Below are 13,025 nucleotides of genomic sequence, written 5' to 3'. Positions count from 1 at the left end.
GGGGCTCGGTTCGCCTCGGCTCTCTGGGCTCGGTTCGCCTCGGCCGTCGGCCGGGAGCTGCCTCGGTCAGTCGGCCGTGGAGGTGTGGTCGGCGAAGCCGCTGGGGTCGTGGCGCCCGAAGGAGCCGTGTTCGAAGATCCCGTAGCCGGTACGCCCTTCGAGCGTGAACCGGGCCGCGTGGTCGGTGACGCCGAACGCGGCCATGGGGTGCGCCGCCGGGTCGGAGAGGTCGTAGACCCTGCGGTCGGTCCAGTCGCGGCCCTGCCAGGTGCCGTGCTGCCAGTCGGCGGCGGGCGGGTAGCCGGCGCCGACCGCGAGCGGGGAGGAGGCCAGGATCTCGACGTCGACCTCCAGGGGCTTGCCCGCCGGGTCGGTGAGATGGACGACGGCCCGCTCGGGGTTCCGGGTGCCCGTTCGGTACGTGATGTCGGTGCGGGGCCAGCCGAGTTGGACGTCCCGTCGCCCCTCCCGTACGAGCACGGCCTCACTGAGGGTGCGGTAGCCGTCGGCGTCCTCCTGGGCGATGACCATGAGGAAGCGGTCGTCGAAGCGCATGGGTATCCAGAGCCAGTGGAAGCCCTCGGGCCGGAACTCGTCGGCGCGGCCGGCCTCCTCCCCCGGTATCGGCCGTACGCCCCAGCTGCGGTCGCGGGTGCCCGTCCACTCCCCCGCTGTGACGGTGAACTCCTCGCCACCCGCCCGGATGGTGCCCGTGCAGTGGCCGGCCTGGACGAAGCGGCGCCCTTCGAGGGTGAGCCGGTCGCCACGGCGCTGGGTGTGGTGCGGCTCCCAGACGGCGGGGAAGTCACCGGTCCAGGTCAGATCGAAGGAGAGCCCTTCGGGGTCGTCCGGATCGGCGCCGCAGTGCAGGGTGAGCGTCTTCAGCGGTTCGTCGACGGTGACGCGGAGCGGGCCGACCGCCAGGTTCATCCGGTCGTCGCCGAGCGCGTCGGAGGCCCGGACGGCGTGCAGCCGGTCGCCGACGCGGAGGGTGGCGTAGGCGTCGACGACCCCGGTGTTGGGGTAGACGCCGAGCCCGGCGATGAGCAGGGCGCGCCCCGCGTGGTCGAAGACGTGGAAGATGCAGCGGTCGTAGACGTTGCGGTCGCCGCTGACGTGGTGCTTCATCGAGAGCGGCGCCTGGTGCACGGGGTACTCGTCGAGCGCGACGGGCCGGTCTTCTGACACGTGTGACCTCCTGGGCGACAGCGGGATCTGACGGTATGTCAGCAGACCTGCCGGGGGCCAGAGTCGTGCGGCGCCGGATCGGACGGCGCGACCTGCCGGTGCGTCCGCCCCGCCTCGCCCGGCGCAGACCCCGGGTAACCCCCGAACGCCTCCTCGAATCCCCCCGGCGGTGACCCCGCCCCGGCGGGTCGCGTTGGGACAGTCATGACATCGCTGTACACCGCCCCCATCGGCAGCGGACGACGGCGCCTCGCCGAGCCGCGCTTTGAAGAATCGGTTCCGCAACCGACGCCGCACGCCTCCGACCCGCCCATCTACAAGGCGCTCATCAGCCAGTGGGCCAGCCACGGCCGGACGCTGCCGGGCCGCACCGACCAGGAGTGGAACCGGCTGACCGCCGCCCCCGTCTGGGCGGACCGGACCGTCCGCATGAGCGGCGTCAGCGGGACTCTGGTCCGACAAGGTGGCGCGCGATGACCATCCGCTGGATCTGATTCGTGCCCTCGACGATCTGCAGCACCTTCGCCTCGCGCATGTAGCGCTCGGCGGGGAAGTCCGCCGTGTAGCCGTAGCCGCCCAGCACCTGCACCGCGTCCGTCGTGATCCGCATCGCCGCGTCCGTGCAGAAGAGCTTCGCCATGGCCGCCTGACGCCCGAAGGGCCGGCCCTCGTCACGCAGGCGCGCCGCCTCCAGGTACAGCGCCCGGCCCGCCTCGACCCCGGTCGCCATGTCCGCGAGCAGGAACCGGAGCCCCTGGAAGTCCGCGATGGGCCGGCCGAACTGCCGCCGCTCGCGGGCGTACGCGACGGCGACGTCGAGCGCGGCCTGCGCCACTCCCACGGCGCAGGCGGCGATCCCGAGCCGCCCGGAGTCCAGGGCGGAGAGCGCGATCGCGAAGCCCTGCCCCTCCTCGCCGATCCGGCGCGCGTCGGGGATCCGCACCCCGTCGAGGTGGAGCTGGGCGGTGGGCGAGCCCTTCATGCCCATCTTCCGCTCGGGCGCGGCCGCGCTCAGGCCCTCCGCGTCGCCGGGCACGAGGAACGCGGTGATTCCCTTCGGACCCTCGCCGCCCGTGCGTGCCATGACCGTGCAGAAGTCGGCGATCCCGCCGTGGGTGATCCACGCCTTGGTACCGGTCAGGACCCAGTGGTCACCGTCCCGGACGGCACGCGTCCGCAGCGAGGCCGCGTCCGACCCGGAGGCCGGCTCTGAGAGGCAGTACGCGCCGAGGAGACCGCCGCCCAGCATCCCCGGCAGATGGGCGGCCCGCTGCTCGCCGGTCCCGAAGTTCGCCAGGGCGTGGCAGGAGAGCGAGTGGACGCTGACGCCGAGCCCGACGGTGAGGCGGGCGGCGGCCAGCTCTTCGAGGACCTGCAGGTAGACCCCGTAGGGCTGGTCACCACCGCCGTACTCGGAGTCGTACGGAAGTCCGAGCAGTCCGGAGGAGGAGAGCAGCGAGAAGAGGTCGCGGGGAAAGCGGCCCTCTGCCTCCTCCTCGGCGGCGCGGGGTGCGATCTCCCGCTCGGCGATCTCACGGACCAGGGCGAGCAGCTCCCGGGCCTCCTCGGTGGGCAGGCGGCGTTCCACGGTCTGCGGGGCGCGGTCGGGCATGGCGGCGCATCCTCCCTCTCGGGCGCTGCGGCGGTGCGCGCGGGTGACGCGGCGCCGCCGTCGGTCACTGCTGCGCCGATGCTGCCCCCGACGGTTCGCGCGCGGGGGCGCCCGGCGCCCGTGGCGCAGGGAGTATGCCCGTTCGGCGGCCCGCGATCACACGGGGCGGCGCCTCGGGGGCCGGCCTCGGGGGCCGGGGGTCACATCAGGCCGGCCTGGGTGACGAACATGGCGAGGACGACGACGAGGGTCCAGCCGAGGACGTGCTCGAGGATCTTCGGCCCGTCGTCCCCGGGGCCCCCGGTGCGGGCACGGGCGGCGGCGTGGGTGGTGGCGGTCATGGCGCCCACAGTGCCAGCCGCGGACGGCCCCGGAATAGGACGCGGGTCACGGTCCCGGGGCCGTACCGCACACGTCAGCGCACGCCGACGGCGGCGAGAGCCCGCCGCTGGGCGGGGGCCGGCCGGTCGGGGAAGTAGAGATAGCAGACCCCTCCGGTACCGGAGACCACAGCGCCGCTCGCGTTGGGACGCTTGGTGCGGAGCCTGATGTTCTCCAAATGGGAGGGCGCCTCTTCCACTCGGCGCCCTCTTCGCAAACATGCAGGTCACAGCTCAGGCCGCGTGAGACAAATCGAGCGGGGACGCGCTGGTGCTGACGCGGCCCGTCGCCCGAAGGCTGCCGGTCGGCGAGCCAGGCCGCGCGCGGTCCAGGGGCGGCGGCGTCGACTCTCGCCAGCAGCCTGCGGATCGTGGATTCCGCGGGCCAGGATCGTTCCGGGAACAGCGGGTCGCCCTGGACGCCGAGGCGCTCGAGGAGGGCCGGCGGCGCATCCGCGACCCATTCGCCCACAGCCAACCGCGATCTCGCCCTGGTGAAGACCGTGCACGGCGTCAGCGCAAGCACCGTCACCACCGGGTGCCGCACCCTGCGTGGATCACACGGGGTGCAGGACCTGCGCGAGACGTTCCAGCAGGCCCGGGATCTCGCTGTCAGCGGCCCCGGATGCGGGCCGAGTCGGTCAAGTGCAGGGGTGATCAGGGATGACGCGTCGGCAGGCACGGGCTTTCCAAGGTCACGGAGCGTAGAGAACTCCACGATCGCGGATGCTCGTACCTATCTCGTATCAGACCCCACCCAACCCTGCACAGCATCAGCAATCGGACGTCATCCGACTACGCCGAAGCCTCGGGACCGGCAGAGCGCCGCGTCGTCATACCGCACCGAGCTGGCGGAACTCGTGTGTAGCGCGGGGGAACAAGGACGAGAGGATGTTGGACTGTAGCTCTCCATCAAGGGAGGACGCGAGGAATTGCGTGCAGGATACGGAGAAATGCTCCCATCGGTCACCGCGCGCCTCGTTCACCATGACGGTCCATTGGTCCGGCTCAAGGCCTGGCCGAACAAGCCAGTAGAGGCATTCTCCGTTGTCCGTGGTCGCCCATGGGATGACCTGGGATCCCTCGACCTCCAGTTCCGCTGGCTTCTTCTCGAATTCCCACAGGTCTTCCAGGTCTTCGGCCTGGTGTTCTACCCATTCGATGAGGTCGTAGTTCTCGTTGGGGCAGTCGGGCTCTAGGACGTACAGGTAGTCGTCCCATTTACTTCCCCCATAGACGTGGATGAGCTCCTTATAGTCGGCGGGAAGCTCAGCCCCAAGGCTGCGTTCGACCTCGCCCCAATCTTTTCGGCGGCGCTCGCTCGGCGCTGGGGCGATTTCGAGAAGACGCGCAAGGGCGTTGGTCACTATGGGGGGTCCTGTTTCTAAGGATCGACGAGTACGGACGACACGGAGGTTGGCTTCGATGTGACTGCTCTTGCCAGCCACCCCTCTTCTGATTTGGCATAAATGCCGCATTTCCCGACTCGGTGATTCCGGTGCTTCTGTGCTGAGCGAACTGGAATCCATCCGAGCCGTAAGCCTCGATGTACACCCCCGTAGGAAGTTTATCGTTCCCATGATATCGAGGGGTGACGCCGTACTGGATGGTCTCCCCGGCCTCGACTGCGGCCCTGATTTGGTTTTCAATACGGCGCATGACGGGGAATTGGCGTAGGCGTGCATGGTGACGAAGTTCGGAAAGTACACGCCGAAATATGCCCCGCTGAAGCATCGGAAAGAAGGCGAGTGGCGCGACATACCCGTGCCTGCTTTCCTTGAGCCATTCATCGACCGGCTTCCGATCCGAAATGCAAGCGGCGGAATGCCGTATCCCGATCTTCTAAGCAAGTCGTGGGACCGCGCCATCAGGCGGCTCGGGCTTCCTGCATACAACCCGCACGACTTGCGGCACAAATGGACCACCGTGGCCCTGACCAACGGAGTGTCCATTCACGAGGTGTCTCGCTGGCTCGGACATCGTTCGATCAAGGTCACGGTGGACCGGTACGGCCACCTCACGCAGGACGGCCAGGAGCGCTGCCGTCAGGTCGTCGAGACGGCCGTGGGGCCGCACATGCTCACAGCAGGCCGAGTGACCGCAGTGCGCGGTGCTGACTTGGTGCTGACTTGACCGGCCAGAAGATGTAGCAGACACCGCCCGTACCGCTTCTGACTTTGCCGTTTGCGTCGTAGCGCTTCGTCCGCAGCCAGATGTTCTCCCACTCGCGCCGGCGGTAGATCCGGCGTACGGCCTCGTTGCTGGGTGAGGCCGGGTCGTTCGCGATCACGTCGCCGTCCGCCGTGAAGCCGATCACGGTCATCAGGTGGCCGGAGGTGCCGTAGCCGGCGCCGGTCAGTTCCTCCTTGCGGAACGACTGTGACGTTATGACCGGGATGCCCGCGCGGATCAGGGACTCCAGCTCCGTCAGCGAGCGCAGCCGGGTCACGACCGCGTTCATGGCGGGGTACGTGGCGGCGTAGGCGGCGTTGAAGGGCCAGTTGCCGCAGCCGTCGTACTGGTGGTCGAAGGTGAAGCGGGCCGCGTGACAGACCTGGGGGTCCTCGAAGGCCGGGTCGACCCAGGCAAGGTCCTCGGCGCTCGGCCGGCGGCCCCAGTACTCGACGATCATCTGCGAGGAGGTCGGGCTGCACCAGGCCTCGCCCCCGTTGTCGTACTCGGGGTACTGGCCGACATGGGTGTTCTGCGAGTAGCGCGGCACGGCCAGCTCGCGGGCGAGGCAGGGCGTCGAGGCCGGCACGGTGAAGCGGTCGGGGATGTCGGAGGCCATCGCGCCGAGCCGCCACACCGTGGGGGTGAGGTCGGTACCGGGGGCGCGGTAGAGGGTCAGCCTCAGCTGGTACGCGTCCAGGCGGAGCCCGCTCGTGGCGTCGTCGACGGCGAAGGTGTCGGTCCAGATCGAGCTCTTGCCGTCGCCCTGACCGTCGACCGAGGTCCGCCGGATGTCGCCGTCGCCGGCGGCCCAGCGTCCCATCACGTACCAGGGGGTGGCGCCGGCGTCGTTGTAGGTGCCGCGCAGCTCGATCTGGATCCAGGTGCGGGGCGGGGTGTCGGCGTTCCAGGAGGCGATGACCTCGGTGGCCGGGACAGTGGAGTGGTGGACCGGGGAGGTCCAGCTCGCGTACTCCCAGGAGGAGGTCGTACCGGTGTGCGGATCGGTGTAGTCGGTGACCCCTGCGGGTGTACCGATCACGAGGCCCGGACGGTGTCCGGCGACGGGGCGCGTTCCGGCGCGGTCCCCGCCGCGCCAGTCGGTGAAGGAGACCCAGAAGCGGTTGTCGACGAGCGCGGGTTCCGGCGCACGGCCGCGGGCACCGGCCGGGGCGGCCGCGGCCGGCGCGGTGGAGGCCACGGACGTACCGGCGACGGCGGCGAGTGCCGCGGCGAGGACGGTTCTGCGGGGAGTGGAACTGGCCATGGGCGATGACCCCCGGTCGAGAGCGGCGAACGACGGCTACGGGCGGGAAGTGGGGACCACTATCGCGGCTCGCGGAGTCGTTCTGCCAGCGATTCGGCACGCGTCGCCGCACCAATATTGGTCTGCGCCATTGGCGCCGCCGGGCCCCTGACCTGCGGTGCCGACCACCCGGATCGTTACGCTTGCCCCATGACCGAAGGGACCGACCGGACCGGCCTCGACCGCGCCGCCGACGCGCTGCGCGGCCTTGCGCCGTCCTGCGGGCCGGTCCGGCTGATCGCCGTCGACGGGCACGCCGGCTCGGGCAAGTCGACCCTCGCCGCGCACCTCGCGGCCCGCCTGGACGCGCCCGTCCTCCACCTCGACGACCTCGCCAGCCACGAGGAGCTGTTCGCGTGGACGGGCCGGATGCGGGACCAGGTGATCGCGCCCCTCTCCCGGGGCGAGGTCGCGCGCTATCACCCGTACGACTGGAATCTGCGGACCTTCGGCGGCCCGCGCGCGCTGTCACCCGCCCCGGTCGTCCTGGTCGAGGGCGTCGGCGCGGGGCGGCGGGCGCTGCGCCCGCATCTCGCCGCCCTCCTGTGGATGGAACGGGGGCCCGAGGAGTCCTGGGCACGCGGCCGGCACCGGGACGGACCTGCGCAGTCGGAGTTCTGGGACGGCTGGACGGTGGCGGAGACTCGCCATTTCTCCGCGGACCCTTCGCGCCCCTTCGCCGACACCCTGGTACGGGAGTGTCCCGGGGGTTACGAATGGCTTCCTGGGCCGGCTGCGGCAGCGGGCCCGAACCAGATCATCACGGAGAGTAAAGGCGCATCACCGCGTAAATGAGTAGGCGGAACCCCACTTCCGCAAGTGCCTCAACTCCGCTTGACCCAAGGGGCGTACAGGTCTTACGTTCTCAATGTGCGGCTTTCCGAAGCCGTCGCGGACGCGAAGCCCCCGGTTGTTCCCCCGTGATCGGGGGCTTCGTTCTGCCCTGATCATCCCTTTCTCCGGCCCGTCGCCACCCCCGATGCTCACCCAGGGTCACGGCCACCGGATCATGCGCTTCTCCTTCGTCGCGCCCCCTCTGCGCAGGTACGATGCCCTTCGGTGGGGTCAATTCCCGTCCACGAGAAGGCGGTTCTGTACGGCTTCCGGCGGGAACCCGCCCGCCGGGACAGCAACGGGGGCACGTTTTGTGGGGGACCCGATGGACATCGGCACGCAGGGCGGAACGGCCCCGGCCGAGCTGGCCTGGCTGCGCGGAGTCGACGCCTACACGATGGGCGCCTACCCGCAGGCGGAGGAAGAGTTCCGGGCGGCGGTCCGGATCGATCCCGGCATGGCGGACGCCTGGCTCGGGCTGCACGCGCTCCGGGTGGACACCACCACCGCGCTGCTGAGGATGTACCGCAACCGCGACCGGTTCGGGGAACAGCGCGCACGCCACCGTCGGACCCTGAACTCCTGGTACTGGCTGGGCTGGTGGGTTCAGCCCGTGCTGGAGAGCCCGCGCGATCTCCTGCTCGCGCACGCCTCCCACTGGCTCGACGGCCGCCATGTGCCCGAGCTGGACCGGGCGTTGGCCGGGCTGCCGCCGGTCGACACCGATCCGCAGGTCCGGTTCCTGCACGCCTGCCGGTCCTATCTCGTCAAGGACTGGGACCAGTTGGTCCGCCACACCGAGCCGCTGGTGGACGATCCGCTGCTCGGGATCGAGGCGGGACTCTTCGGCGGGATGGCCCGGGTCCGTCTGGAGATGTACGGGCAGGCGGAGCCGCTGCTCTCGGCGGCCCTCATGCGCTGCCGCAGCGAACAGCCGCAGCGCAAGGAGCTGCGCTACTGGCTGGCCCGGGCCCACGAGGGCACCGGCAGGAGCGCGGCCGCCTTACCGCTCTACCGGGCGGTGCACCGGATCGACCCGGCGTTCATGGACACGGCGGCCCGGCTGGCGGCGATCACCGAGTACGACGGGTTCGAGGGGCCGGACGACACGGCGGGGCTCGCCACGGTCACCCTGGGCGGGATCGGGCAGGACGCCGCCGCCGACGCCACCCAGAGCGACCTCGACGGCCCCGGCTCCGACGGTCTGCGCCTCGGGAGCGAGGCGGGACTCGGAGGCGAGCCGGGGACCGGCACCGAGCCGGGGACCACGACGCCGCCCGCGGGGCCGCCCGAGCCGCCGGACGTACGCCAGAAGACGTCCGTCCCCGCGCAGCCCGCGCCGCCCCGCTTCCCCGCCAGCCCCACGGACCCGGCCCTGCTGGCCGAGGCGCTCGCCGAGTTGGAGCGCATGGTCGGGATGGAGCCGGTGAAGCGGCAGGTCAAGGCGTTGTCGGCACAGCTGGAGATGGCGCGGCTGCGGGCCGGGCAGGGCCTGCCCGTCCAGCCGCCGAAACGTCACTTTGTCTTCTCCGGCCCCTCGGGCACCGGGAAGACCACCGTGGCCCGGATTCTCGGCCGGGTCTTCTACGCACTCGGGCTGCTCGGCGGCGACCATCTGGTGGAGGCCCAACGGGCGGATCTCGTGGGCGAATTCCTGGGACAGACTGCCGTCAAGGCGAACGAGCTGATCGATTCGGCGATCGGCGGGGTCCTCTTCGTGGACGAGGCGTACTCGCTCTCCAATACCGGCTACAGCAAGGGCGACGCCTACGGCGACGAGGCGCTCCAGGTGCTCCTCAAGCGGGCGGAGGACAACCGGGACCACCTGGTGGTGATCCTGGCCGGCTACCCGGAGGGCATGGACCGGCTCCTCGCCACCAACCCGGGGCTCTCCTCCCGCTTCACGACCCGGGTCGACTTCCCCTCGTACCGCCCGCTCGAACTCACCGCCATCGGCGAGGTGCTCGCGGCGGCGAACGGGGACTGCTGGGACGAGGAGGCCCTGGACGAGCTGCGCTCGATCAGCGGCCATGTCGTGGACCAGGGGTGGATCGACGAGCTGGGCAACGGCCGCTTCCTGCGCACGCTGTACGAGAAGTCCTGCGCGTACCGCGACCTCCGCCTGGCGGGCTACCCGGGCACCCCGACGCGCGACGACCTGGCCACGCTGCGCCTGGCCGACCTGATGCAGGCGTACGGCGAGGTCCTCTCCGGCCGCGGCCCGTCCCCCCGGGGCCCGCGCCAGGACCCCGGGGGGATGTGACGGGCACCCGGGGACGGAGCGCCGGCCTCGGGTCCGGCGACCCGGCCCGCAGGCCGGTCACGCCGTCAGGCCGGTCACTCCGGTCACGCCGTCAGGCCTGCCGGCGCCCATGAAGCCGGTCCGGCCGTCAGGCGCCGTGCCGGTCAGGCCGTCAGGGCCTCGTCGTTACGTTCACCGCGGGATTCCGTGAGGAGGCGCGGAGGCGGTGACGGCACGGGCAGGCGGTGGGCCGGGTCCCGGACCTCGCCCACCAGCATCTCCAGGACGTCCTCCAGGGCCACCAGGCCGAGCACCCGGCCGGCACCGTCGGAGACCTGGGCGAGATGGGTCGCCGCGCGGCGCATCACGGTGAGCGCGTCGTCGAGCGGCAGCTCGGCCCGGAGCGTCGCCATGGGGCGCCAGACGTGCTGCGGCACGGCCCGCTCCCGCTCCTCCAGGTCCAGAACGTCCTTGACGTGGACGAACCCCATGTACGTCCCGCGCCCCTCGGCGCACACCGGGAAGCGCGAGTAGCCGGTGCGCACGGTGAGCTCCTCGATCTCCCGGGGCGTCACCGACGGCGTGACGGTCACCAGCGCCGACGGGGCGATGAGGACGTCCGTCACCGGGCGGCTGCCCAGCTCCAGGGCGTCCTCCAGGCGCTCCTGCTCGACCGGGTCGAGCAGGCCGGCCTGACCCGCGTCCTCCACGAGCCGGCCGAGCTGAGTGCTGGTGAAGACCGCCTCCACCTCGTCCTTCGGCTCGACGCGGAACGCCCGCAGCACCAGCCGGGCGCAGGCGCCCAGCGCCCGCGTGACCGGCCGGCAGAGCCGGGCGAAGCCGACGAGCGCGGGGCTGAGCCAGAGCGCGGTCCGCTCGGGCGCGGCCATCGCGAGGTTCTTCGGGACCATCTCGCCGATCACGAGATGGAGGAAGACGACCGCGGCCAGCGCCACGACGTATCCGAGCGGATGGATGAGCCCGTCCGGCACGCCGACGGCGTGGAAGACCGGTTCGAGGAGATGTGCCACGGTCGGCTCGGCGACCGCGCCCAGGGTCAGGGAGCAGACGGTGATGCCGAACTGGGCGGCCGCCATCATCTGGGGCAGGTTCTCCAGGCCGTACAGGACCTGCCGTGCCCGCGCGCCGCCGAGCGGCTCGATCTGGCTGCGGCGTACGGAGACGAGCGCGAACTCGGCGCCGACGAAGAAGCCGTTGGCCACCACGAGGAGGACGGCGAACAGCAGTTGGAGCAGGCTCATCGGACCGCCTCCGGCACCGTGGGCACCTCGGCCGTCCGCACGATCCGCACCCGCTCGGCGCGGTAGCGGTCGACCTGCCGCACCAGGAGCCGCCAGCCGGGGAGTTCCGCCCGGTCGCCGGGGGCCGGGATACGGCCGAGCAGGTCGGCGACGAGGCCCGCGACCGTCTCGTACGGCCCGTCGGGCACGTCGAGTCCTATCCGGTGGAGGGTGTGCACCCGGCAGGAGCCGTCGGCCTCCCAGGCGGGGTTGCCGTCCTCCGCGGCCACGGCGGCCAGCTCGGGCCGCTCGTCGGCGGCCCGGTCGTGCTCGTCGCGGACCTCGCCGACGAGTTCCTCGACGATGTCCTCCAGGGTGACGACCCCGGCCGTGCCGCCGTACTCGTCGACGACCACGGCGATGGGCTGCTCTCGGCGCAGGCGCTCCAGGAGCGCCTGCGCCGGCAGGGTCTCCGGGACGAGCAGCGGGGGCACGGCGATGGTCCCGACCGGTGTGCGCATCCGCTCGTGGGGACGTACGGCGAGCGCGTCCTTGAGGTGGACCATGCCGACGATCTCGTCGATGCGCTCGCGGTAGACGGGGAACCGGGAGAGTCCCGTCGCCCGGGTGAGGTTGAGGACGTCGGCGGCGGTGGCGTCCGACTGCAGGGCGCTCATCCGCACCCGTGGCGTCATGGCCTGCTGCGCGGTGAGTCCGCCGAGCGTCAGGGTCCGTACGAAGAGGTCGGCGGTGTCCTGTTCCAGCGCGCCCGCCCGGGCCGAGTGCCGGGCGAGCGAGACCAGCTCGCCGGGGGTGCGGACGGAGTCGAGCTCCTCGGTGGGCTCGACGCCCAGGAGCCGGACGAGCCGGTTGGCGACCCGGTTGAGCAGGGTGATGACGGGGCGGAAGAGGGACGCGAAGAGGTGCTGCGGGCCCGCCACGAACCGCGCCACCTGGAGTGGGCGGGAGACCGCCCAGTTCTTCGGGACGAGTTCGCCGACCACCATCTGGACGGCGGAGGCGAGCAGCATGCCGATCGCCACCGCGACCCCGGAGACCGCGCCCTCGGGGAGCCCGGTGGCGGTGAGGGGGCCGTCGAGGAGCTGGGCGAGCGCGGGCTCGGCGAGCATGCCGACGACGAGGGAGGTGATCGTGATGCCGAGCTGGGTGCCGGAGAGCTGGAAGGACAGCTCGCCGAGCGCCTTGACGACGGTGCGGGCGCGCCGGTCGCCGGCGGCCGCGGCACGTTCGGCCTCGGGGCGTTCCACGGTGACGAGACCGAATTCGGCCGCCACGAAGAAGCCGTTGGCGAGGATCAGGAGAAAGGCCGCGGCGAGCAGCAGAAGCGGGATGATCATGCCGCCGCCTCCGTGGAGGGGGCGGCGCAGGTACTACCGGACGATCCGTCCATTGCCGGAGGGAGTCACTCCTCGGGTCGCAGGGAGGCCTCGCGGGCCGCGGCGGAGCGGCCCTGCACACGCGAGGCGGTGGTGCCGCTCGGCACCACCGCCTCCAGAGTAGTCACGCACCCGGTGCGTGGGGCAGGGGGTCGGCCCCCGTATGGGGGACTCAGCCGCCGTCCGGGCCGGTGCCGCGGCTGTCGGCCAGGGCGCGCAGCGCGCGGGCGTCGCGGATGGCCTGCTCCTTGGCGATTCCGGGCTGGATGCCCAGCGCGGGCATGCTGGTGCCGTCGCTCAGGTCGAGGAAGACCCAGGGGTCGCCGGGCCGCAGGTTGACCCGGAGGATCTCGGCCCACGCCAGTCGGCGTGTCCGGGTGATGTTGACGACCGTGACGCCCTCGTCGTCGGCGACCACCTTGGGGCGGCTGAGCAGCGTGAGGATGCCGAGGAAGAGCGCGGCCGTGAAGACGAAGCTCGCCCGTTCACCGGGGCCGAGCTTCTCCAGCATCAGCGCGATGGCGGTGATCACGACGAACATCACCGCCCCCACGGTGAGCAGCACCGCACGGGTGCGGCCCGGCCGGAACGTGACCGGGAGGGCGGGCGTCGGGGCCTCGGACATCGGTGTTCCTCGGTGGTTCGGTGCCGGG

Annotated in this window: 12 protein-coding genes and 2 pseudogenes; 4 read left to right on the top strand and 10 right to left on the bottom strand. The window is 71.5% G+C overall.

The genetic code is table 11. The annotated features are described in order from the left end of the window. Positions 1 to 66: 66 nt before the first annotated feature. Positions 67 to 1,188, bottom strand: a complete 1,122-nt coding sequence (locus ACF1G2_RS21510; RefSeq protein ID WP_391799794.1) for a hypothetical protein — start codon at positions 1,186 to 1,188, stop codon at positions 67 to 69. Between the two features lie 204 nt (positions 1,189 to 1,392). On the opposite strand from ACF1G2_RS21510, the gene ACF1G2_RS21505 reads away from it, so the two are divergent. After that, a complete protein-coding gene (locus ACF1G2_RS21505; RefSeq protein WP_391799793.1) occupies positions 1,393 to 1,665 on the top strand; it encodes a hypothetical protein in 273 nt (90 codons plus the stop codon). On the opposite strand, the gene ACF1G2_RS21500 is transcribed toward ACF1G2_RS21505, so the two are convergent. The 5 genes and pseudogenes from ACF1G2_RS21500 to ACF1G2_RS21480 all read right to left on the bottom strand — a co-directional run bounded on the left by ACF1G2_RS21500 (position 1,628) and on the right by ACF1G2_RS21480 (position 4,547). Next, positions 1,628 to 2,800: an acyl-CoA dehydrogenase family protein gene (locus ACF1G2_RS21500; RefSeq protein ID WP_391799792.1), complete on the bottom strand. Its 1,173-nt coding sequence runs from the start codon at positions 2,798 to 2,800 to the stop codon at positions 1,628 to 1,630. The genes ACF1G2_RS21505 and ACF1G2_RS21500 overlap by 38 nt on opposite strands. Before the next feature lie 200 nt (positions 2,801 to 3,000). Further along, positions 3,001 to 3,141 (bottom strand): SCO1431 family membrane protein, encoded by a 141-nt coding sequence (locus ACF1G2_RS21495; protein WP_391799791.1) that lies wholly within the window; start codon positions 3,139 to 3,141, stop codon positions 3,001 to 3,003. Positions 3,142 to 3,215: 74 nt separating this feature from the next. Then, positions 3,216 to 3,356 (bottom strand): annotated as a pseudogene (locus tag ACF1G2_RS21490) (peptidase C39 family protein); the annotation flags it as partial. A gap of 173 nt (positions 3,357 to 3,529) precedes the next feature. Continuing rightward, positions 3,530 to 3,727, bottom strand: a pseudogene (locus ACF1G2_RS21485) (ISAs1 family transposase); the annotation flags it as partial. A 286-nt stretch (positions 3,728 to 4,013) separates the two neighbouring features. After that, positions 4,014 to 4,547, bottom strand: coding sequence for an SMI1/KNR4 family protein (locus tag ACF1G2_RS21480; RefSeq protein ID WP_391799790.1), 534 nt, complete (start codon positions 4,545 to 4,547; stop codon positions 4,014 to 4,016). A gap of 316 nt (positions 4,548 to 4,863) precedes the next feature. On the opposite strand from ACF1G2_RS21480, the gene ACF1G2_RS21475 reads away from it, so the two are divergent. Beyond that, positions 4,864 to 5,313, top strand: coding sequence for a tyrosine-type recombinase/integrase (locus tag ACF1G2_RS21475; protein ID WP_391799789.1), 450 nt, complete (start codon positions 4,864 to 4,866; stop codon positions 5,311 to 5,313). On the opposite strand, the gene ACF1G2_RS21470 is transcribed toward ACF1G2_RS21475, so the two are convergent. Continuing rightward, a complete protein-coding gene (locus ACF1G2_RS21470) occupies positions 5,261 to 6,619 on the bottom strand; it encodes a peptidase C39 family protein (protein ID WP_391799788.1) in 1,359 nt (452 codons plus the stop codon). The two genes, ACF1G2_RS21475 and ACF1G2_RS21470, sit on opposite strands and share 53 nt — an antisense overlap. A 189-nt stretch (positions 6,620 to 6,808) precedes the next feature. Between ACF1G2_RS21470 and ACF1G2_RS21465 the strand changes: the two genes are divergently transcribed. Both ACF1G2_RS21465 and ACF1G2_RS21460 read left to right on the top strand, forming a co-directional pair. Further along, positions 6,809 to 7,453, top strand: a complete 645-nt coding sequence (locus ACF1G2_RS21465; RefSeq protein ID WP_391799787.1) for a uridine kinase — start codon at positions 6,809 to 6,811, stop codon at positions 7,451 to 7,453. A gap of 364 nt (positions 7,454 to 7,817) precedes the next feature. Beyond that, a complete protein-coding gene (locus tag ACF1G2_RS21460; protein ID WP_391799786.1) occupies positions 7,818 to 9,755 on the top strand; it encodes an AAA family ATPase in 1,938 nt (645 codons plus the stop codon). Between the two features lie 143 nt (positions 9,756 to 9,898). Here ACF1G2_RS21460 and ACF1G2_RS21455 read toward each other — a convergent pair whose 3' ends face one another. The 3 genes from ACF1G2_RS21455 to ACF1G2_RS21445 all read right to left on the bottom strand — a co-directional run bounded on the left by ACF1G2_RS21455 (position 9,899) and on the right by ACF1G2_RS21445 (position 12,997). Further along, the gene (locus ACF1G2_RS21455) at positions 9,899 to 10,996 is read right to left on the bottom strand and encodes a hemolysin family protein (RefSeq protein WP_391799785.1); all 1,098 of its coding nucleotides are present in this window, start codon (positions 10,994 to 10,996) and stop codon (positions 9,899 to 9,901) included. Next, positions 10,993 to 12,333, bottom strand: coding sequence for a hemolysin family protein (locus tag ACF1G2_RS21450; RefSeq protein ID WP_391799784.1), 1,341 nt, complete (start codon positions 12,331 to 12,333; stop codon positions 10,993 to 10,995). Before ACF1G2_RS21450 ends, ACF1G2_RS21455 begins: the two co-directional genes overlap by 4 nt. Positions 12,334 to 12,544: 211 nt before the next feature. Further along, positions 12,545 to 12,997 (bottom strand): PH domain-containing protein, encoded by a 453-nt coding sequence (locus ACF1G2_RS21445; RefSeq protein WP_385853164.1) that lies wholly within the window; start codon positions 12,995 to 12,997, stop codon positions 12,545 to 12,547. Between the last annotated feature and the right edge of the window lie 28 nt (positions 12,998 to 13,025).

This window comes from Streptomyces sp. NPDC013457 (assembly GCF_043089925.1).
Lineage (GTDB): Bacteria > Actinomycetota > Actinomycetes > Streptomycetales > Streptomycetaceae > Streptomyces.
This window is presented reverse-complemented; position numbering and strand designations above follow the sequence as displayed.